This window comes from Aquirufa sp. A-Brett2-15D (assembly GCF_054558735.1).
The window spans coordinates 419,456-441,786 of the sequence record NZ_JBSKFT010000003.1; the positions used below are offsets into that span (position 1 = coordinate 419,456).

Sequence of the window (22,331 nt, forward strand, 5' to 3'; positions counted from 1 at the left end):
GTTATGCGTTTTCTCTTATTTGCTGCGGCACTCTTGTTTCAATTCTCGGTTTCGGCCGCTCCTGGCAGACGCCTCGAATTATTGTTTTTAGGCGATAAAGGCCACCACAAACCCTTTGACAGATATCCTGCGCTGCAATCCGCGGTGGGAATCAAGGGGATGAATATTACCTATACGGAATCTTTGAAGGACCTGAATGAGGCCTATTTGAATAAATTCGATGCCTTAGTGATTTTTGCGAACCACGATTCGATCGCAGCGCCCCAGGAGAAAGCCTTGTTAAATTATGTGGCTTCTGGTCACGGCTTAGTGGCGATTCACTGCGCGTCTTTTAATTTTCGGAATTCAAAAGAGTTTGTGAAGATGGTGGGCGGTCAGTTTTGGCGCCACGGAATGGATTCGATTCGGGTGAAAAACGAGGCGAACACCTACGTGAAGATCAAGACAGTTGATGAGACCTATTTGCACAGCGCTTTGCAGCCGGATAACCAGATTTGGCAATCGAGAATTATAGGTCCAGAACAAGCGAAAGACAAACCGGGTGCGACTACGGAGCCTTATACTTGGACAAGAACTTACGGTAAAGGAAATGTATTTTACACGGCTTACGGTCACGACGAGCGGACTTGGGAAACGGAAGGTTTTCAGGATCTAGTGACGCAAGGAATTTTGCACGCGGTAGGTGCTGAAAAAAGAGCCTTATTAACGGCATTGAACATTCCGGTATTGAAATACCGCGAAGCAAAATTGCCAAACTACGAGAAACGTGAAGGCGCTCAATTGCAGCAATTGCCTTTAAGTCCGGAGGAATCGGTGAAGTTTATTCAGGTACCGGTGGACTTTAATTTACAGGTTTTCGCTTCAGAACCGAACGTGATGCACCCCATCGCGATGGCCTGGGATGAGCGTGGCCGTTTGTATGTTTTGGTCACTAAAGACTATCCGAACGAACGTAAAGAAACCGGCGGAAGTGATTACATCTTATTGTGCGAAGACACCAACAAGGATGGTAAAGCGGATAAATTCACGAAATGGGCCGATGGCCTGAGCATTCCTACGGGAATGGTATTCGCGAATGGCGGCTTGATTATTTCACAAGCACCGCACATGATCTTGTTGAAAGACACAAATGGTGATGATGTAGCGGATGAGAAGAAGATTTTGTTCACCGGTTTTGGAACAGGTGATACACATGCAGGACCGTCGAATTTGCATTATGGATTCGATAACTGGATCTGGGGTTGCGTAGGTTATTCAGGTTATAAGGGCAAAGTGGGAGCGGATTCGCTTCAATTTGCGCAGGCTTTCTTCCGCTTTAAGGCGGATGGATCGAAGATGGAGCACATGACGACGACGTCGAATAATACCTGGGGCTTTGACTTTAATGAGGCAGGGGATGTGTTCGGATCGACGGCAAATAACGCGCACGGCTGGTATATGGCTATTCCGCATCGCAATATTTGGCATGCGCCAATGACCTTAAACGGTTCTAAGAATACGGATACACACAAAGACATGCGGACGATTACAAAGAAGGTGCGTCAGGTGGATGTTTTTGGAGGATTTACGGCAGCGGCGGGACATAATTTCTATTCTGCTCGTTCATTTCCCAAAGAATATTGGAACCAGATTGCCTTCGTTTCGGAGCCGACGGGTCACGTGATTCACCAAAATCGCCAGGTTCCGACGGGTTCAGATTTTAACGACAAAGAAGCGTTTAACTTTTTAGCAGGAGCTGACGAATGGGTTTCACCGGTGTTCGCGCAAGTAGGTCCGGATGGAGCCGTTTGGGTAGCTGACTGGTATTCGTATATCATCCAGCACAACCCGGTTCCCCAAGGATACAAGAATGGGGGCGGTAATGCATATGACACGGATTTACGTGATTTTACGCACGGTCGAATTTACCGCGTAGGCTATAATAAAGCACCAGAATACACGCCAGTTTCCTTGAAAACGCCGGCGGAATGTGTAGCTGCCTTGAGTAATTCGAACTTGTTTTGGCGTTTACAGGCACAGCGACTTTTAGCGGAGCGCGGAAATAAGGATGTGGTGCCCGCTTTAGTGGCGCTGTTAGGTTCTGCCAAAACCGATGAAATCGGTCTCGCTCCAGGTGCCATCCACGCCCTAAGAACTTTAGAAGGCTTAGGCGTTTTACCAATGGACGCTTTAGCTCGCGCGATGAAACATTCGTCTGCGGCAGTGCGTAAGCAAGCGGTGCAGGTATTACCACGCACGGCGGCTTCGGCGAAATTGATTTTGGACCAAAAAATGCTCAATGACAAAGACTCCTTAGTCGTATTGCACTCTATTTTAGCCTTAATTGAATCCCCTTCTTCTCCAGCAGTAGAAGCGGCGATGGCACGTAAAATCGCCGTCTCTTCGAAAACAACCGATCGCTGGATCCCAGATGCCTTAACGGCCTACGTAATGGCCGGTGGTCCTGCTCGTCGCGCAGCTTTCATCGCAAAACAAGGAGCTCAATCAGGCGCCATAGCAGCGGAGAAACTAGCGAAAGAGGCGAAGAATCCAAGCACTTCCGGCACAGAATCAGGTCTTGATTTAGTGGTAGAGGAAGTACAAATCAAAGGCGGAAACTTCCGTTTACGTGAAGGCGCTAGTTTCGTTATCCGCGTGAAAAATAGAGGTGACAAAGCTTTGCCAAAAGGCACTCCGCTTCCATTAACCGTCAAAATCGAAGGAATGGGACGCCGTACTGATCTAGAGTCTTATACTTTTACGGATGGTGCCGCTCCTGGCGAAACTGTTTCAGTCGTGAAAAACAATAACGGTCCGTGGACCGGAAACCTAGGCTGGACAGCGGATGAGGCAGGTAATTATGTGATGGAAATAAACCTCGATACGAAAGCCGTTTTAGGGGAATCGAATCGCGGTAATAATACCTTCAGACAACCTATCGTAGTTTCTTTACCTGCTGATTTAGGTTCTTATATCGTGGAGAAATCTTTCCGTGGAATGACCTCAGATGATTCTGCCAATGATATCGTCGCTTTATTGCGTTCAATCAAACAAGTGGCTAGCCCTACCATGGGCGCGGCCTTGAAAGGTGCTTCAGCGACTTGGAATGCGAAACGTGTGGCAGAATTATCGACTGAAAATACCGACTTCGTAAAAGCCATAGGCAAGCAATTGCGCCCACAAGATGTGGAGGCGTATGAGCGTTTGGCGGGTCTTTGGAAAGTAGAAATACCTTCTGCCGAAGTGAAGGGAGTAGTCGTGAAACGCACGATTTTGACGATCAAAGAAGCGATGAAATACAGCCCAGCGGAATTCACCGTACCTGCAGGTGCGACAGTCGAATTGATCTTCGAAAACGTCGATGCAATGCAGCATAACTGGGTTTTAGGTACTTTAGGTAGCCAAGAAAAAATCGGTTTAGCGGCAGATAAAATGATCACGGCGGCCGATGGAGCAGCGAAAAATTACATTCCTGCCATGCCGGAAGTATTGGCTTATACTCCTTTAGTCGAATCCGATGGTCGCGTGAAAGTGGTCTTCAAAGCGCCTAGCGTTCCAGGCAATTATCCGTTCTTGTGTACGTTTCCAGGGCACTGGAGGATTATGAATGGGGTGATGAAAGTGGAATAATGCCACTTTCACAATGGTAAATGGTGAATGGTAGATGGTAAATGAAATGTAAATTATCATCCATCATTTACCACTTACCATTCACCATTTACCATTTAATGGTTAGTTTTGCGCTATGAAATTCTCAATAAGCCACACGGATCCTAGCTCGAAAGCGCGCGCAGGGGAAATACAGACAGATCACGGGACGATTCAAACGCCCATTTTTATGCCTGTGGGCACTGCTGGAACCGTTAAAGGCGTTCATATTTCAGAATTAACGGATCCGATTAAAGCCCAAATTATCCTAGGAAACACGTATCACCTGTACTTGCGTCCAGGTATAGACGTGATCGAAAAGGCGGGAGGATTGCATAAATTCAATGGCTGGCAGGGGCCTATTTTGACGGACTCGGGAGGATATCAAGTGTATTCTTTGGCAGGTACAGGCCGAAAAATTCAAGAAGAAGGAGTTAAATTCAAGTCGCATATCGATGGAAGTATTCACTATTTCACGCCGGAAGGGGTGATGGATATTCAGCGCACGATAGGGGCGGATATTATTATGGCTTTTGACGAATGTACCCCATATCCATGCACTTATGAATATGCGCGCAAGTCGATGGATATGACACACCGCTGGCTGGATCGTTGCATTCAGCGCTTTGATGAAACAGATCCTAAATACGGTTATAATCAGACCTTATTTCCGATTGTTCAGGGAAGCGTTTACTCCGATTTACGGAAGGTTTCGGCGGAATACATAGCTTCTAAAGGCGCTTTCGGTAATGCTATCGGCGGACTTTCTGTGGGGGAGCCGGTAGAAGATATGTACGCGATGGCGGATGAGGTGACGGATATTTTGCCAAAAGACAAGCCGCGCTACCTGATGGGCGTGGGTACGCCAGCGAATATTTTGGAGGGAATTGCGCTCGGAATTGATATGTTCGATTGCGTTATGCCTACACGAAATGCGCGCAACGGGATGATTTTTACGACTCAGGGAATTATCAATATCAAGAACAAAAAATGGGAATCGGACTTCTCCGTGGTTGATCCACATTTCGTGAATGAAGTCCACGGTTTATATACTAAATCCTACCTGCGTCATTTAGTGCGTTGCGAAGAAATGCTAGGGGCGATGATTGCGAGTGTGTGTAATTTACGATTCTATCTGTGGATGGTGGGCGAGGCGCGTAAGGAAATTCAAGCGGGTACTTTTACGGCTTGGAAAAACCGAATGATCCCGCAATTTATGCACCGACTATAAATTTTCAAGGAATCGGCAATACCTTACTTTCTTTGAATGAAGACAGGATCACCATCGTGGAAGTGGCAGCTACTTCTTCGATTTCGTTGATTTTTTCGAGCATTAATTTCTGATAAGTCGAAATATCTTTGGAAATTATTTTCAACATAAAATCGCCAGAACCTGTCACGTGATGGCACTCGATTACCTCTGGAATTTGGTTGATTTGCTTCACGAAAGACTCCGTCACTTGCTTTTTATGGCCCGTTAAAGTCACCGTCACAAACGTGCTCACTCCTAAACCTACTTTTTCTCTATCAACCTGAGCGTGATAGCTTTGAATAATTCCCAAAGTCTCTAATTTCTTCACGCGCTCCAAAGTAGGAGCAGGAGAAAGTCCGATTTCTTTAGATAATTGGGCGTTTGTGATTTTCGCATTTTGCTGTAAAATCTCCAGCAATTTGTGGTCAGTTAGGTCTAGTTTTTGGATGCTCATGTTTTTTTCGAAAGCATAAATTTAGAGAATATTTTCACTAATATTTTATTTCTACTTGCATAATTCAAAGGGAGACCGTATTTTTGCAACCACAAAACGCGAAAGTAGCTCAGCTGGTAGAGCGCGACCTTGCCAAGGTCGAGGTCGCGGGTTCGAACCCCGTCTTTCGCTCAAAACGAAAAAGCACCGTTGGTGCTTTTAGTTTTACTAGGACGCTTGGGTGGTGGAACTGGTAGACACGCGGGACTTAAAATCCCGTGAGCCGTAACGCTCGTGTGGGTTCGATTCCCATCCCAAGTACAATTCAAGCGTCTGAAAAAGCCTTCCTTTGGGAAGGCTTTTTTGTTTTATTCTGATAAAATCCCACCTCACCTTTGCACTCCGCAAAATCCTAGTACCTTTGTGCTCAACAAATTACCATCAATTTATATTCGTATTGCTTCTTAACCACTACTAAGCAATCTGTTCTGTTTAAAGATTGCTCATGAAAAACTATTTCATACTCACGGCCTTGCTGTGTTGTTTCTTTTCGGCGCGCGCGCAATCCCCTATTAAATCGATTAATTACCAGGCCCTCATTGTGGACCCTGCTGCTATTGAATTGCCCGGAAGTGCAGTTCAGGCCCAGCTGTATTTGAACAAGGAAGTTTGGGTGAAGTTTGGGATCTATGCGGGGAGCACATTGCAGTTCGAGGAGTTGCATAAGACGAAAACGGATGCGTATGGGGTGATTAATTTGGAGATTGGAGGTGGGGAGAATACGAGTTCGGCTGGGACTTTTGAAAACATAAACTGGGGCAGTCCGGTAAAGAAGTTAGTGACGCAGGTTAGTTTTGATTTGGGTTTTAAATATACCGAGGTCAGTAATCGCGGCCTAAATTACTTGCCTTATGCACATTTTGCAGAGGAGGCAGGGAAATTAAGTGGCACTTTGGCATTAACATCAGGAGGAACAGGAGCCATCACGGCTCAGGCTGCGCGCGCGAATTTAGGTTTAGATAAAGTAGACAATACCGCAGATGCCTCGAAGCCAATATCTATGGCAACGCAGACGGCTTTAGATTTAAAGGCTAATATAGTAGATGTAAATGCAGCTTTAGCCTTGAAAGCTACGGTAGCTGCTTTGGAAGCGCACATGGCTGTCACGGCAGATACAATAATGCTTGCAACGAAAGCTGCGTTAACGGATTTAAATGATTATGCTCCGATTGCTTCTCCTACTTTTACGGGTACCGTTTCAGGCATTACGAAATCAATGGTTGGATTAGGTTCTGCGGATAATACGACTGATGCGGCTAAGCCTATTTCGACGGCTACAAAGGCGGCATTAGATTTGAAATTAAATTCGAACGGTAACGCAGCTATAGCCACTAAATTAGCAACAGCTAGAAATATAAATGGAGTAGCATTTGATGGTAGTGCAGATATAACAATTTTAGCTGAAGCGGATGCAGGAACCCTTATGGGTACAGTAGCGATAGCAAAAGGAGGAACGGGAGCAACAAACGTTGCGGCTGCTAGAACAAATTTAGGTTTAGTGATCGGCACTAATGTTCAAGCACCTCTAACAGCAGGAACAGATTATTTAACACCCACAGGTAATGCAGCTTCAGCGACTAAATTAGCTACGGCTAGAAACATTAATGGAGTAGCATTTGATGGCAGTGCAGATATTACTATTGCAGTAGATGCGAATACATTGACAGGAACGGCACTTGCAAGCAATGTGGTGACTTCAGGTTTAACTAGTGTAGGAACTTTAACTAATTTAACGGTCACTAATCCAATAGCAGGAAGTATAACAGGTAATGCTGCAACTGCGACAACTGCTGGTACAGCTACTACGACTACAGGCAATGCAGGTACCGCCACTAAATTAGCTACGGCTAGAAACATTAATGGAGTAGCATTTGATGGTAGTACAGATATAACAATTACCTCAACAGCGGATGCAGGAACTTTAACTAATTTAACGGTCACCAATCCAATAGCAGGAAGTGTAACAGGAAATGCAGGAACAGCCACTAATTTAACAGGACTAACCACCAGTGTGGCTACCCTAAATAATTTATCTGGTGTAAACTCTGGCGATCAAACAACTATAACGGGTAATGCAGGAACAGCCACCAAATTAGCAACTGCTAGAAATATAAATGGAGTAGCCTTTGATGGCACTGCAGATATTACTGCACCAGCTGCTGCAGAAACATTAACAGGCTCCACTTTTAAATCTACAGTAACAGGTTCTAGTTTAACGAGTGTAGGAACAATCACTAGCGGCGTATGGAGTGGAACTGCGGTAGCAATTCAAAATGGAGGAACTGGTTTAACTACAGTGGGAACTAATGGTCAAGTGTTAACTTCTACTGGTACAAGTATTACATGGGCTACGCCCGCGTCTTCATCTTCATCATCACCAACCTATACGACAGGATTAAACTCTGATTTAGGAGGGTACGTTTTCTTTCTATCAACAGATAGTAAACACGGCTTAGTAGCTGAAACGCAAAATCAGAGTACATCAAGTACTTGGTATGATGCGGAAGATAAAATCAGCAATGAAGCTAATCACTCAGCTAATGGAAAAAAATTTACCGATTGGAGGCTGCCAACAAAACACGAGTTGAATCTTATGTATTTAGCTAAAAATTCGATTTTTAGTTTTACGAGTGTCTACTATTGGAGTTCTACGGGGAACAGCACGAACAACGGCACCTCCGCGTGGTGGGGGTACTTCGGCAGTGGCGAACAGGGCATCGACGGTAAGAACAGTTCATATTATGTTCGCGCCATTAGGTCTTTTTAACTATTTATTCTGATATAACCCACCGTAAACAGAGCGCTCACCGTAAGTGGAATGAAAGTATTTATTGCAGGCGACCGGATTCAATTTGTTTATTACGATTATTAACTACTTCGACCCGATCAACAAAGCCAATCCAACCACATACAACAGCAACATAATATTCAGCAGTTTATGGGTTTCAGCGGAGGCATTCTTGAATTCTTTCCAAATAAATATTCCCCAAATTGCCGCCACCACAGTCGCTCCCTGGCCTAAGCCATAGGAGACCGCAGCGCCTGCTTTTTCAGAGGCTAAAATAGAAAGGGCCATCCCAACAAACCAGATGGCACCACCTAAAATTCCTACTAAATGGTCTTTTATAGAACCCACTAAATAATGTGCTAAATTCAAAGGTGCGCCGGAGAATGGCTTTTTCATTTGGAATGTATTAAAGACCAAAGAACTGATAAAAATGCCTACCGCGAAAACAACCAACGCCGTATACGGCGTTAATTTGCCCACTTCAGGGGCGGCGAAATTCACGGCCATCGAAGCCGCTACGTATTTGTAGAAAAGCCCCATCAAGCAACCCGCCAGTACGGAAAGGATTAAACCTTTGTTAGAGGCAGAAGAGGAAGAAATGGATTTATAGGCTCTCGCATTTAAAATAATGGCGATTGCGATTAAGGCAACCCCACCAAAAATCAAAACTGGATTTCCGTGCGGTGCCGCTAAGTAATTCACCACAACACCTAAGACCAAGGCAATTCCAATGCCCACCGGAAAGGCCACAGACATGCCTGCGATTCCAATGGCTGCGACTAATAAAATATTAGCGGCATTAAATAAAACCCCACCGATGAAGGCGGATTGAAGATTTTCGCTGCTGGCTTGTCCATAGTCCGCTAAGAATCCACGTCCTTGCGTTCCGCTGGAACCTAGCGTAAAGGCTAGAATCAAAGATGCTAAAACAATCCCGATTGCATAATCCCAATAGAATAATTCGAAGCGCCAGCTGGAGGAAGTGAGCTTTTGGGTGTTTGCCCAGGAGCCCCAACAAAGCATGGTCACGATGCACAATAAAACGGCAGATGAATAGGTTTCGATGATAAACATGGCTCTTATTTTAGGTTTCCTAAACGGTAATATTTGTCATTCGTCGCCATAAATGGCTTTTCTGCGTAGACGATTGCGTCGAATAATTTACAATCATACCCCGCGACCTTGTTCAACACTTTCAGTTTCACGTGGTGCTTTCCTGTCGCTAATTTATACTTCCAGCTGATCTCGTGGCGACGAGTTGTGAAGGCCACTGGGAGTTTTACTTTCTCCAGAAGCTTGCCATCTACATATACCTCCAAATCAAAAGTGCCTGTATCTAAAGAGGCCCATTTCGCTGTTTCTCCACGCACTACGAATCCATTTCCCTCGAAATCAAAGTCATATTCGTCGGTCAAGTTTTTCCCAATGTTGATCTTCTCCGTAGGGAATGAGTGGTCAAAGCTTTGTTCGAAGGCTACCGCTTTAGGGGAAGTGTAAGGAATACTTACGGCGTTTTCTGATATGCTTCCCCCGTTATTTTTGATGTTTTGCAAAGCGTGCTTGAAACCGATTTCATATACATCGTTTAGGGAAGTGGACGTGTATTTGAAGTCGATGTCCTCCGCCTCTTTCAAGCCTAATTTCCAGTAAGCGGGTATTTTGTCGTAGCCTATCATGGCTCCCAAAATTCCTCCCGCAGACGATGGATTGCAGTCTGCGTCTTGTCCACAGCGCGTGGAGATTTCTAGGGTTTTAGTGAAATCACCATTTCCGTACAATAATCCCATCACGACATAAGCGGAATTCACGGTCGCATCGATGTTAAACGGAGCGAAAACGCCGTCCGGGCAACCGATGTCGTTTGCCCATTTGTTTTGGACTTCTAACCAGGTTTTTGTCCAGTCGTTCGGGTATTGTTTGTGCCATTTGATTACATCAGCGATGCATTTATAGTATTGGCTATTTGTCGGAATGGTTTTCAAAGCCTCGGTAACGACCTTGTTGATATCGTTATTGATAAATGCCAAAGTATAGCAAGCCCCTAAATAAACCCCACCATAATAGCCATCACCGTAGTTCATGATGTGACCAATTTTGTCGGAGATTTCAGATGCCGCATTCGGCATTCCGGGTGACATTAAGCCGGCAAAGTCACACTCGATTTGGTAATCAATACAATCTGCATGCGGATTATTTTCCCAGTATCCAGACGCTGGGGGCATCATTCCATTCAAGATATTATAACGTCCCGCCTGATTCGCATGCCACAGCGCATAGCCTGCGTTCGCATAGGCCTTCGCATGCGATTCAATAGGCGCATTCAATCCCTCTTTTTCGAATACCTCCACGAAAGTCAAATCCATGTACAAATCATCGTACAAACCGGGATTGTTGATCATCGTATTTTTTAGATAGCCATCGTACCACGGAATAGGGTGGTAGGAATTTATCATCGTTCCATTGTAGCGAAACTCAACAGGCCCACCAAAGGTCACGCCAATGGTTTGGCCGGCCCAGCCACCTTTGATTTTGTCTTTCAAGATGGCTTTGCTCATGGAAATATTTTGAGCTTGAGCGGCTAAGGTTAGTAAACAGAAGAAGAGGATTTTTTTCATTAGTTCAGGTTTTGGTAGAGGTAGTTATGCATTAATATTTTAATGAATTCAGCACTTTTAATGGTGGTGCCTATCGTGGCATTAGCTGGCTTATTAGGATCTAATCGAGTGAAGCCTTGATCGTCCACATAGACGTGCACTTTTTCGGTCGTAAATAATTCTGGATTGGTTTCCATTCCGATGGCTACGGGGTCAAAAAGGGTAGGAGTTTCTTGCCCCCAAAGAACATAAAGTCCCTGCATAGCACTCGTTAAAGGCGACTGGCGCATCAGTAATTTCAAACGATTTTCGGCAGATAATTTAACCATCGCCGTCACATCTAATCCGGCATAAATGACATTTGCACCGGATTGTACGAAAGATTTTGCTGCAGGAATATCACATAAAACGTTCCATTCGGAATTAATTTTCGAACTGCCATCGTAACCTATTTTGAAGGAGCCAAACATCGCATAGATGGCTTTCGCTTTCTGTAATTCCGCTCCTAAAGGCGCCAAATTCGTCACGGGTCCCACAGAGAAAATGATGACTTCTCCCGGGTATTTTTTTAATTGAGATTGGATGAATTCAGTCGCACCTTGTGGCTTTTTTGCCAAAAGGGATCCCTTCGCCCAATAAAACTGATCCGCATACCAATTCGCTCGAACAGAACTAGAGGATGTATTTTTACCCACATAAACAGGAATCTGATTCTCTCCAGTCACCGCCAGAAATTTCTGTGCTAAAATGGCCCGGTCATCTGTGCGACCATAGCAGGTTGTGATCCCCAAAATCTCGTAGCGATCCTGTAGCGTTAACAAATAACCCAAAGCATAGGCATCATCGATGTCGTCCCCGAGGTCACAGTCGAAGATCACTTTTTGGCGTTGTTGTGCTGCTAATGAAAAGCTGATCAGAAATAAAAGTAGTAATTTCTTCATAGTTCTTCCAATTTAGGCATGGAGGCTTGCGCTCCTAAGCGAGTTACGGAAATGGATGCCGCTTTGCAAGCAAACGTAATGGCTTCCAGCCAACTCATTCCCTCGGATAATCCCACCACTAAAGCTCCATTGAAGCAATCCCCCGCTGCTGTCGTATCTTGTGCGACCACTTTTGCGACCGGAATATGCTCAGTTTCGTAGGCCGTTTTGTAGAGGGCGCCTTGGGCGCCTAAGGTAATAATGACATGTTGAACGCCTTTATTTAGTAAGATATTCGCTGCTTTTTCTGCAGATAGGAGATCGTTTACAGGTATGCCGGTCAGTAATTCCGCCTCTGTTTCATTAGGTGTGATCGCATATAAATGAGGGAATAATTCGGCGGGTAGTTGCGCTGCAGGAGCTGGATTTAAAACGACTTTGAGTCCTTTTTTCGCCGCGAGAGCAGAGGCGTACACGACTGTTTCCAAAGGTGTTTCCAACTGAATTAAGACGAAATCTCCGGCTTCGAAAATTTCAGAGGCCGCCTCGATGTCGGCTTTCAAAAGGCAATTATTAGCACCTGAGGCGACGGTGATGCAGTTTTCGCCTTTGGCATCCACATTAATCAAAGCCACCCCAGAAGGGGCATACGGATCCTGCGTCACGAAACGCGTGTGAATTCCCTCGTTCTTGAATTGCTGAATGGCGGTCTCCCCAAAAACATCTTTCCCCACCTTGCACACAAAATGCACCTCTCCGCCTAAACGCGCCGCAGCCACCGCCTGATTTGCCCCTTTACCTCCCGGATTCATAAAGAAATCCCCGCCTAAAACGGTTTCTCCCGGCGCGGGCAAATGGCCTGATTTGATCACCATGTCGGTGTTAGAACTACCGATAATTGTGATTTTTGTCATTTTAAATAGGTTTTATCTCAGTTGGGCACTGTAAATTAATATAAATTTTTCAAATTCTGACTTACCTTTACGGGGGTAAGAAATTTTGTCCTTCTCATCTTTAGCAAAAATGAAACAAACCCTGTTATTTCTACTTTTTTCTTTTTCGGTATTTGGCCAAAACACAGGCCGCATCTCCGGAAAAATTATTGATCAACTTACGCAAAAACCCATATCTGGAGTTTCTGTTACGTTAGATGGTGCCACAAAGGGCACTACAGCGGACGATAAAGGAACGTTTCGATTAACGGGTTTGGCCTTAAAAACTTATAACATTTCATTCTCCGCAGTCGGCTACGAGAAATACACCGCCTTCAACGTGATCATCAATGCAGGAAATGAGAATTATTTGAACATCGAATTACTACCCTCTAATCAACAATTAACCGAAGTAGTCGTTACCCAAAACCGCCGCACCGCCAAAGCCGCCACCTTAGAGTCGCCCTTAAGTGTTCAGCGTTTGACCTCAGAAGAAATCAAGAGTAATCCAGGTGGAAATTTTGACGTAAGTAAAGTAATCCAAACCTTACCCGGCGTAGGCGGAGGCCCACAAGGCGGAGGTTTCAGAAATGACATCATCATCCGCGGCGGAGGCCCGAACGAAAACGTCTATTACCTAGACGGCATCGAGATTCCAGTCCTAAATCACTTCCAAACACAAGGCAGCAGCGGAGGCCCGCAAGGCATGCTAAATGTGTCGTTCATCGAAGATGTAAAACTAAGTTCATCCGCTTTCGATGCGCGTTACGACAATGCCTTAAGCTCCGTTTTCCAGTTCAAACAACGCACCGGAAACCCCAACAAATTTCAAGGCAACGCCCGTTTAAGTGCCACCGAATTCGCATTAACCACAGAAGGACCTTTGTCTAAATCAGGCAAAACGACTTTCTTAGCTTCGGTTCGCCGCTCGTATTTGCAATTCTTATTTCAAGCTTTAGATATTCCGATTCGCCCAAACTTCTGGGATGCGCAGTTTAAAATCACCAAGCAAATCAATTCGACCACTACGCTTTCGATGATGGGCTTGGGCGCGATTGATGACTTCTCTTTTGGGACACTAAAAAAAGTTACACCCGAAAAATTATACGTGTATAATTCGAATCCGCTAGTTAATCAATGGAACTATACGCTGGGACTATCCTTGAAAAAATTGTTGGATAATGGCTATGTGAATGTGGCGCTTTCCCGAAACGTTTTTGACAATAATTTCTTGCGCTATGAGGATAATTTGAAGAAGGATCCGTCGGCTTTAAACTTTGATTATTCGTCTCGCGAAACGGAAAATAAATTGCGACTAGATGTGAACAAAAACACGAATGGTTGGAAGATAAATTACGGCTTATCCACTCAATTCGTAGAATACGCGAACAGCACCTACCAGGTACTGAATAATATAGACCCTAATCCGGCTATCAAGTTAGCCTATCCATCGACTAAAATTTCGTATACGAGCGCATTGAATTCCCTATGGAAATACGGGGCTTTTGCCCAGGTTTCGAAGACCTTTTTTGACTCCAAATTAGGTCTAAGCGCCGGCCTTCGTACGGATATGAACAGCTTCACGACGACTGGTTCGGATCCTATGGAAACCATTTCGCCTCGCGTTTCTTTAAGTTATGTGCTCTCTGATAAATTAACGGCAAATGCTTCGGTGGGTCGTTATTTCAAGTTAGCCCCGTATACGATATTAGGCTACACTTCGTCGACATTCCCGTATCAGACGTATTCGAGTTTCGCAATTATGACACCTCAGTTAGTAAATCAAGACGCGAAATACCAGCAAAGCGATCATTACGTGGCTGGCCTAGAATACTTACACGATGAATCTTTGCGCTTCACCTTGGAAGGTTTTGTGAAGGACTATGCGAACGTACCTATCTCGAATCGCAATGGTATTTCATTAGCAAACTTAGGTGGAGACTTTAATATTTTAGGCAATGAAGATGTGACCACTTCTGGGAAAGGTCGGGCCTACGGTCTTGAATTTTTTGCCCAAAAGAAACTAACTGACAAATTCTTCGGAATTCTTTCCTATACCTTTTACCGTAGCATGTACAGCGGTTTCGATGGAAAATTAATTGCCTCTAATTGGGATAATCAACACCTCTTAAGTGTAACCTGGGGCTATAAATTCCCACGCAACTGGGAGTTAGGTCTTCGTTTCCGTTACCAAGGTGGAGCACCGTATTCGCCTTATGACGACTTAGCATCTAAGTCAAGTTATTTGACTTTGGGCCAAGGCACTTTCGATTATTCACGCTTGAACACTCAACGACTACCCAACTTCAACTCTAGTGACGTGCGTATCGATAAGAAATACAATTTGAAGAAAACAACCATCGATCTTTTCATCGATGTGACGAACTGGTACATCGCAGTGAATCCAGGCGTTCCGACCTATACCTTTAAACGTGTAGAAGATAATTCTGCCTTTGCGACGACGAATGGATTGCCTATCGCTAAGAATGGTAGCAACGCCATTCCTACCCAATTCTTAAATGATCGAGCTCAAGTAACTCCGACCATTGGATTTATTGTAGAGTTTTAAGTTTATGTAAAGCTTTAGCGAATGCTAACGCATGTGGGCCGTCACCGTGGATACACCAGGTGTCGGCCTTCATTTTTTGAACCTGATCCAAGACATCTTGAATTTCTGTGAAGCAGGCTCCCGGCTGGCTACGCGGAGTTAATGACCCATCGCTTTCATAGCGACGATCTGCAAAAGCTTCGTCTGCCGTATGTAAACCTAGTGCTTTTCCCGCGGCGATGGAATGACTGTTTTTCAATCCAAACAAAATCAAACTAGGGTCGATATCCTTCACCGCTTTCGCGATAGCCGTTGCTATTGCCGCGTTTTTCGTGGAAGTATTATACAAGGCACCATGAGGTTTTACGTGGTTCAATTTTGCCCCCGCATTTTCTGCTATTTTTTTTAGTATTTCGACTTGTTTTTTGACTAGCAAATAGATTTCCTCTGGACTCAGTTCAATTTCTTTTCTCCCAAAATTCTCTCGATCTAAATAGGACGGATGAGCTCCCATTTTTACGCCATGGCGAATGCATAAGGCAACCGTCTCGCGCATAGTGAATGCATCTCCGGCATGAAATCCGCAGGCAATATTTGCCTCATCGATGTAGGGCATGAGTGCGGCATCATTTCCAATGCCTTCACCCAAGTCGCAGTTGACTTTCATAGTATAGGTAGCTAAAAAAAAGCCTGTGTTTCCACAAGCTCGTTTATTTCAAATTCCGGTAGGCCTAGCCTAATATGATATCTTTTTTCATGGGTAGGGTTTTTAAATACTGTTAAACCTTCGTTAAAGTTACTCATTAATTTTTCAATTGATTCCGCTAATTCCTATTTTAATTCAACAGAATTTCCAGATAAAAATTTCCCAGAACTGATGCGATCTAAGCTAGGGTAATCCTGCACGAAAACTTTATTAAATCCTGATAAGGCATGTTTTGCAATGATGGTTAGTCGAATAAAGGAGGATTCATCCTGCCATGTTTCTTCTAAAGGTTCTATGGTTCTAACGCGCACCGCATGTAAGGAAAATTGATCTGCGTTTCTTTCCCGAGGTACATAGGCGATAAAATTATCTTTAAGTTTTATATCCCGTCCCTGCAAGTTGCTTCCATTAAATGTTCCCACCGGTTTATAGAAGGTGAGTTCGATGTGTACGTCAAAGATTTCAGAGTTAGTTAAGTTAACAAACTTGAAAAGGTAGTTTTGTTCTCCATTAAATCGGATTCGACTTATTTGGCTAGAAATGAGAATTTTAGGTTTCTTATTTAGTAAAAAGAAGATTAAAAATAGGTAGGACGACAATAGTCCTGCTGCGATACTTAAGATAAAATTCATAGTGGTTATTTTTTCAAAGGTATTTCTATTTCACCTTCATTCCATCTCCCACTTTCATTTTATCAACATCATGATATTCAACAAAAAAGCTCACCCGACGATGCGAATGAGCTTTTGACATATTGACTAAGACGAAGTCGACTAAGCTGCGAAGCAGCGACTAAACGACACAGTCGTGACTAAGTCACGCAGTGACGACTACTCTTCTATAAAAGGATAATTCTCTTCGACATACACATCTTTGTAGGCCTCTGATTTATCTGGGAATGGAGATGCTTCGGCAAAATCAACTGATTCTTGAACTTGAACCTTGATTTTTGCGTCGATCTCATCTAATTCTGCTTGCGATAAGATGTTGTGCTCTAGAATTGTGTATTTCACTTGTTCGATCGGATCACGGTCTTTGTAAGCCTCTACCTCTTCTTTAGAGCGGTATTTTTGAGGATCTGACATCGAGTGACCTCTATAACGGTAGGTTCTGAATTCTAAGAAAGTAGGGCCCTCGCCTGCACGAGCGCGAGCTGCGGCACGAGAAACGGCCTCATGGACTGCTTCTACATTCATCGCGTCTACTGGCTCAGAAGGCATATCGTATGCCTCGCCTATTTTGTATAATTCGGTTACGTTAGACGTACGTGCTACGGAAGTTCCCATCGCGTATCCGTTGTTTTCTACGACGAAAATAGCGGGTAATTTCCAAATCATCGCCATGTTAAATGCCTCGTGTAAAGCACCTTGACGAACTGCACCATCACCAAAATAGGTGATAGAAACGTTACCTGTTTTTTTGTATTTCTCGGCGAAGGCGAGGCCTGCTCCTAAGGGGATTTGGGCCCCTACGATACCATGACCGCCTACAAAACCTACTTCTTTATCGAAGATGTGCATGGAGCCACCTTTTCCTTTAGAAGCACCGGTGATTTTACCGTATAATTCCGCCATAATTGCGTTAGGAGAGGTTCCTAAGGCCAAAGGGATACCATGGTCACGGTAAGCTGTGATGTATTTATCGCCTTCAATTAGGGCAGATCTTGAACCAGAAGAACAAGCTTCTTGACCGATATATAGGTGACAGAATCCTTTTATTTTCTGCGTTCCGTACAATTGACCGCACTTCTCTTCGAACTTGCGTTGTAATTGCATGGTTTCGTACCAAAATTTATACGTCTCTTTCGAATACTTGGGCGCGTCTGCGTTTTTCTTAGCCATCTTCTTTAATAGAATATATTTAAAGCGATAAGCCGGTATTTATTCCGGGCCTTAACTCTGTAAAATTAGCACAAAATCTTTATTTTTACACGCTTTTAATCGCATTCCTACATCCATGCATCTCAAATCTCTTCAGGTCAATCAGTTTAAATCCTACGAGGAGGCTAGATTTAGCTTTATTTCGGAGATAAATTGCATTGTGGGGGAGAACGGAATTGGGAAGACGAACTTGCTAGATGCAATCCATTTTCTGTCGATGACGAAAAGTGCGCGCGGTATTTCGGATCAACTTTGCGTGAAACATTCGCAGGATTTTTTCCGGGTGCAGGGGGATTTTGTCGATACACAGGACCGCGAAACACAGATTACGTGTTTGTTTCAGAAGGGGGCCAAAAAGCAATTTCTCCGCGACGATAAACCTTATCCCCGCCTAGCAGACCACATCGGCCACTTTCCAGTTGTCTTAATGGATCCACACGACACGGATTTAGTCCGCGAAGGAAGCGAAGAACGCCGTCGCTTCTTCGACGGGATGATGTCTCAACTCGACCGTAATTTCTTAGACCAACTTTTGCGCTATAACCGCATTGTTCAACAACGCAACGTGCTTTTGAAGCAATTCGCAGAACGCGGCCAGGTCGATCGCCTACATTTGGACAGCTACCACGCGCCTTTAGTCGAGCTGGGAGAATCCCTCGCTAAAGCCCGCCGTGAATTTTTGGAGGTCTTTTTGCCTAGTTTTACCTATCATTATGCCAAACTTTCCGACGAACGCGAGGACGTCGATATTCAGCTCGAATCTACTTTCGAAGCTGGGGGCTTTGACGCGGCGCTGCGCGCCGCGGAACCGCTGGATTTGTCCGCGCAGCGGACATCCATCGGAATTCATCGAGATGAATTTGAGTTGAAAATCAAAGGCTACTCTTTGCGTAAATTTGGCTCCCAAGGTCAACAAAAATCCTTCGTCGTTGCCCTCAAACTAGCCCAATTCGACTCCCTCGTCGCCGCGAAACCCCGCAAACCCCTCTTGCTCCTTGACGACATCTTCGACAAGCTCGACGACCGTCGCATCCAGCGTTTGGTCCAAATGATGGCAGAAGACCACTTCGGCCAAGTCTTCATCACGGATGCGAGACCCGAAAGGACGAAGAAATTGCTGAAGGATTTGAAGGGGAATATTCATTATATTTCGCTTTAGCGAAATTCAAATTCCAAAGCTCAAAGTTCAGAGAAGATTGAAGATGGGAGAGTATAAAGTAGAGATCTGGGATGGTGAATGGTAAGTGGTGAATGTTTCAAGAACAATTATTCCCGAAAAGAGTAAAATTATTAGCAACTGAACAATTGCCTGAATTATTAGTTTATAAAAATATCATTATACTAGATATAATTCTTTTTTATAAATTTTAGGGAAATTTATAGTAATGTTTGTCCTGTTCTTATCATTTCTGGGGATATTTTTAAGCTTTGTTATTCTTCGATTTAATCCAAGAAATCGATTTTTAGCGGCATTCTATTTTTTGAATAGTTTTTATGGAGCTTTTTCTGTGGCTCTTTTTTATTTTAAGATTCCACTCATTTCTGTCATACTTTTTGTTCATACTTTTCCTTTGTTTTATTTATTAGGGCCTAGTATCTATTTCTACATTAGAATGGAATTAACCCAATCGTCTCGTTGGAAGAAGTCTGATTGGATTCATTTTATTCCATTCTTTCTTTGCCTAATTTTAATTTCACCCTATTTTTTTCAGCCCATTGAATATAAGTATCAATTCGTAGAATATTTGCATTCATTTAAATATTTGGATGTAGAACGTACGAATATTTTACCAATTGGGATAAAATATTTTCTTGGACTTAAGAGTGTTTTACTTTTAGGGTATTTATTATATCTGGCGAATTGGATTTCTAAAATAAAAAGGGAGTTAAATTATCAATCGAATAAAGTAGTAAATGGAGGCTGGTTAACTTTTTTAATTTCATGTTTATTGCTGACTAATTTTTTAATCACCATATTTACATTCTATAGCCTGAATTCATTACCACACGGAGGAATAATTTCGCCTTATCCTATCTTAATTTTTGGGTCTGTTTTAGGCTCATTACTGTTTTTAAGTGTATTTTTCTTTCCAAATGTTCTTTATTTCGAAGTGAAAAAACAGGCAGAACCTAGGACACTAGTGACGCCAAAAGAAATCCAAATTCAACAATTAGAGCAGTCCATTCAAGAGTACTTAATTGACAATCCCTTTTTATCTGCTGATTTTACTAAGCCGAGAATGATGGCAGATTTAAAGATTTCAGACCGCTTATTTACGTTTTATTTTAATGAGTATCTAGGTATTTCCTTCAGCCAATGGAAGTCTGATTTGCGGATTGATGAGGCCTTTGATTTGGCAAAAAATGGCTACTTGAAAAATCATACGATTGAAAGTTTAGCACAAAACGTAGGTTTTAAAAGTCGTAATAAATTCACTGAAGCCTTCAGAAAGCGAATAGGAATAAACCCTTCAGAGGTCAATAAATAGCCGGTTTGCGCCTTTGTAATTTAAAGGGGCAACACATAATCACTGGTTAATCAGCCTGTAGATTTGCTTAATTATCTTGTTTCTTTAGTTAAACAAATATTAAGTTGAAATCAATAAAGGTTACTCTTTTACTTCTTTTTTGTACTTTTTCTTCGTTTAGTCAACAGATTAAATTAAGTCAAGGTCTTTCCTTTACTACTTATGATTACGTAAATAATCAAGGGCAGTCAATCACCTCCTTGAAATCAGGTTCGGGCATTGCATTCCAAATTTCTGTACATAAACCTAAGCTTGTCGATCTAGCGAAATTTCAAGTTTCCCAAAAACCATTTGCCATTTACCTAAGTAAAAATAAACTCATGGCGAAAGCATTGAGTTACATGAATTACGATTTGGGTGCTCAGTTCACTCAGCTTAATGCCGTAGGGGATATTCCACCTACAGCTTTCTCTTACCAAACAGATTTCCTTGGGGTCTTTGGAAAATTAGGCGTTCGCGTTCCCCTTCCTTATCAAGTTGCTATTAATCTTCAAGGAATTTTAAGTGTCAATAAAATAGCACATGGCAATCAGCTCTTGGGTAATCGCTATTTGGACTTAACCATAGACCCCATGTTTTCTGGCGTAAAAATCATTGCAGGCTATGGGTTTGAAATTGAAAAAAGTTTCACGGATAAATTAGTCGGTCATTTTTCGTATCAAAAAGGCCAAACAATGGGCGTCTCTCTCGTGAACAATTCCACGTTAAATTTTGCACCCGCTATTTTCTCGGTGGGGCTAAGAATCAATAAATAAGTTTTATGAAAAGAATTTTACTCGTTCTACTATTATTAATAAGTTCATTAGCTGCGTTTTCTCAATCAAGCAAGAGAACATTGAATTATCAAGCAGTAATAATTGACCCTAGAGCTAAAGATATTCCTGGAACAAGTCTAACGAATCAGCCTTACTCCAATGGAAAGCTCTGTATCCGTTTCTCTTTCTACAATGTTAATAAACAATTAGAATATGAGGAGGTGCAGGAGGATTCAACAGATAGCTATGGCTTAGTTAATTTATCCATTGGACTAGGTACTCCACCGGCTAATTTTAGTGGGACAAATCCACCCCTTTATAGGACCTTCGACACAATAATATGGACGGCTGACACAAAGACCTTGAGAGTAGCCATCAGTTTAGACGGATGTAAGACATTTTCTGAAGTAAGTTCACAGCTCTTAAGCTATAATCCTTACGCCTTTTATGCAGATAATGTAGATTATGCAAACGTGCAAAATGCGCCTACTAAATTATCTCAATTCTTAAATGACAAACAGTATGTAACATTAAGTGATTTGGATACTCTAACATCAAGAGTGTCCATTTTAAAACAAGTCGTTTTAGAAAATACGGCTAAAATTAATGTAAACACAGCTGATATTTTATTGAAAGCTCCACTGGCTTCTCCTGAATTAACAGGTACGCCCACTGCGCCTACGGCACCCAATGGGTCAAATTCAAATCAAATAGCTACTACCGCTTTCGTTACATCAATGTTAGGTGTTTCCGGTTCAGGAAGCGCTTCAAAAGGGGTAAGTTTAGCAGGGGATTTGGGCGGTGTGGCAGAATCTCCTACAGTAAATACTGTAGGGGGGGTATCCTCTTCTACTATTAAGACGTTACCTACTGCAATTGCATCAAATACGGTGAGCATAACCGCCTTAGAATCTCGTATTGCTTCTAATACTGCAGGTTTGACTTCTAATATCGCCTCAAATACAGCTAGTATTACCGCTTTAGAGGTAAGGGTTCAATCTAATACCTTAAGCATAACTTCAAATACCAATTCGATTGTAGGACTCGATACACGAGTTTTAGCTAATACAAACAGTATTATAGTTTTAGAGGGTAAGGTTCAATCCAATACTGTAAGTATAACGTCAAATACCAATTCGATTGCAGGACTCGATACACGAGTGAGTTCCAATACAAGTAGTATTACTGCTGAGATAACAAGAGCAACTGCTGCAGAATTAGCATTAACGAATGGAGTAAATGCAAACACAGCTAGCATAACTTCTAATACCAATTCGATTGCAGGACTCGATACACGAGTGAGTTCCA

16 protein-coding genes and 2 tRNA genes are annotated in these 22,331 nt (G+C 43.1%); 10 read left to right on the forward strand and 8 right to left on the reverse strand.

All coding sequences use genetic code 11. The features are described from left to right. The first annotated feature begins 3 nt into the window (after window positions 1-3). Entirely contained in the window at window positions 4-3,609 is a 3,606-nt protein-coding gene (locus tag ACST14_RS09890) for a PVC-type heme-binding CxxCH protein (RefSeq protein ID WP_459463093.1), read from the forward strand. A gap of 115 nt (window positions 3,610-3,724) precedes the next feature. Continuing rightward, window positions 3,725-4,858 (forward strand): tRNA guanosine(34) transglycosylase Tgt, encoded by a 1,134-nt coding sequence (gene tgt / locus ACST14_RS09895; RefSeq protein WP_459463095.1) that lies wholly within the window; start codon window positions 3,725-3,727, stop codon window positions 4,856-4,858. A 4-nt stretch (window positions 4,859-4,862) separates the two neighbouring features. On the opposite strand, the gene ACST14_RS09900 is transcribed toward tgt, so the two are convergent. Beyond that, a complete protein-coding gene (locus ACST14_RS09900) occupies window positions 4,863-5,333 on the reverse strand; it encodes an Lrp/AsnC family transcriptional regulator (RefSeq protein ID WP_459463098.1) in 471 nt (156 codons plus the stop codon). Between the two features lie 98 nt (window positions 5,334-5,431). Here ACST14_RS09900 and ACST14_RS09905 point away from each other — a divergent pair. From ACST14_RS09905 to ACST14_RS09915, 3 genes are all read left to right on the forward strand, one after another. After that, window positions 5,432-5,504: transfer RNA gene (locus tag ACST14_RS09905), tRNA-Gly, on the forward strand. A 43-nt stretch (window positions 5,505-5,547) separates the two neighbouring features. Continuing rightward, window positions 5,548-5,633: transfer RNA gene (locus tag ACST14_RS09910), tRNA-Leu, on the forward strand. Window positions 5,634-5,817: 184 nt separating this feature from the next. Beyond that, the gene (locus tag ACST14_RS09915; RefSeq protein WP_459463100.1) at window positions 5,818-8,139 is read left to right on the forward strand and encodes an Lcl domain-containing protein; all 2,322 of its coding nucleotides are present in this window, start codon (window positions 5,818-5,820) and stop codon (window positions 8,137-8,139) included. 105 nt (window positions 8,140-8,244) lie between these two features. Here the strand turns inward: ACST14_RS09915 and ACST14_RS09920 are convergent, their stop codons facing one another. From ACST14_RS09920 to rbsK, 4 genes are read right to left on the reverse strand one after another with little or no spacing between them, the layout of a single operon-like run. Beyond that, a complete protein-coding gene (locus tag ACST14_RS09920; RefSeq protein WP_459463102.1) occupies window positions 8,245-9,234 on the reverse strand; it encodes a GRP family sugar transporter in 990 nt (329 codons plus the stop codon). 5 nt (window positions 9,235-9,239) lie between these two features. After that, window positions 9,240-10,775 carry an ADP-ribosylglycohydrolase family protein gene (locus ACST14_RS09925; RefSeq protein ID WP_459463104.1) on the reverse strand — a complete coding sequence of 512 codons (1,536 nt, stop codon included), beginning with the start codon at window positions 10,773-10,775 and terminating at the stop codon, window positions 9,240-9,242. Next, window positions 10,775-11,695, reverse strand: coding sequence for a nucleoside hydrolase (locus ACST14_RS09930; protein WP_459463106.1), 921 nt, complete (start codon window positions 11,693-11,695; stop codon window positions 10,775-10,777). Before ACST14_RS09930 ends, ACST14_RS09925 begins: the two co-directional genes overlap by 1 nt. Beyond that, window positions 11,692-12,588, reverse strand: coding sequence for a ribokinase (rbsK, locus tag ACST14_RS09935; RefSeq protein ID WP_459463108.1), 897 nt, complete (start codon window positions 12,586-12,588; stop codon window positions 11,692-11,694). The genes ACST14_RS09930 and rbsK overlap by 4 nt, the downstream gene beginning before the upstream one ends. 109 nt (window positions 12,589-12,697) lie before the next feature. On the opposite strand from rbsK, the gene ACST14_RS09940 reads away from it, so the two are divergent. Then, a complete protein-coding gene (locus ACST14_RS09940; RefSeq protein ID WP_459463110.1) occupies window positions 12,698-15,175 on the forward strand; it encodes a TonB-dependent receptor in 2,478 nt (825 codons plus the stop codon). Here the strand turns inward: ACST14_RS09940 and ACST14_RS09945 are convergent. The 3 genes from ACST14_RS09945 to pdhA all read right to left on the reverse strand — a co-directional run bounded on the left by ACST14_RS09945 (window position 15,159) and on the right by pdhA (window position 17,701). Beyond that, window positions 15,159-15,821 (reverse strand): 5-oxoprolinase subunit PxpA, encoded by a 663-nt coding sequence (locus ACST14_RS09945; protein ID WP_459463112.1) that lies wholly within the window; start codon window positions 15,819-15,821, stop codon window positions 15,159-15,161. The two genes, ACST14_RS09940 and ACST14_RS09945, sit on opposite strands and share 17 nt — an antisense overlap. 164 nt (window positions 15,822-15,985) lie before the next feature. After that, entirely contained in the window at window positions 15,986-16,492 is a 507-nt protein-coding gene (locus tag ACST14_RS09950; protein ID WP_459463114.1) for a hypothetical protein, read from the reverse strand. A 198-nt stretch (window positions 16,493-16,690) separates the two neighbouring features. Further along, complete coding sequence (pdhA, locus tag ACST14_RS09955) at window positions 16,691-17,701, reverse strand: pyruvate dehydrogenase (acetyl-transferring) E1 component subunit alpha (RefSeq protein ID WP_459463116.1); 1,011 nt, start codon at window positions 17,699-17,701, stop codon at window positions 16,691-16,693. Between the two features lie 115 nt (window positions 17,702-17,816). Here pdhA and recF point away from each other — a divergent pair, with 115 nt between their 5' ends. The 4 genes from recF to ACST14_RS09975 form a co-directional block, all read left to right on the forward strand. Continuing rightward, window positions 17,817-18,899 (forward strand): DNA replication/repair protein RecF, encoded by a 1,083-nt coding sequence (gene recF / locus ACST14_RS09960; protein ID WP_459463119.1) that lies wholly within the window; start codon window positions 17,817-17,819, stop codon window positions 18,897-18,899. A 586-nt stretch (window positions 18,900-19,485) separates the two neighbouring features. Beyond that, window positions 19,486-20,229, forward strand: a complete 744-nt coding sequence (locus ACST14_RS09965) for a helix-turn-helix domain-containing protein (RefSeq protein ID WP_459463121.1) — start codon at window positions 19,486-19,488, stop codon at window positions 20,227-20,229. 104 nt (window positions 20,230-20,333) lie between these two features. Further along, complete coding sequence (locus ACST14_RS09970; protein WP_459463123.1) at window positions 20,334-21,023, forward strand: hypothetical protein; 690 nt, start codon at window positions 20,334-20,336, stop codon at window positions 21,021-21,023. A 5-nt stretch (window positions 21,024-21,028) separates the two neighbouring features. Beyond that, a partial coding sequence (locus ACST14_RS09975) for a hypothetical protein (RefSeq protein WP_459463125.1) occupies window positions 21,029-22,331 on the forward strand: 1,303 nt, incomplete at its 3' end.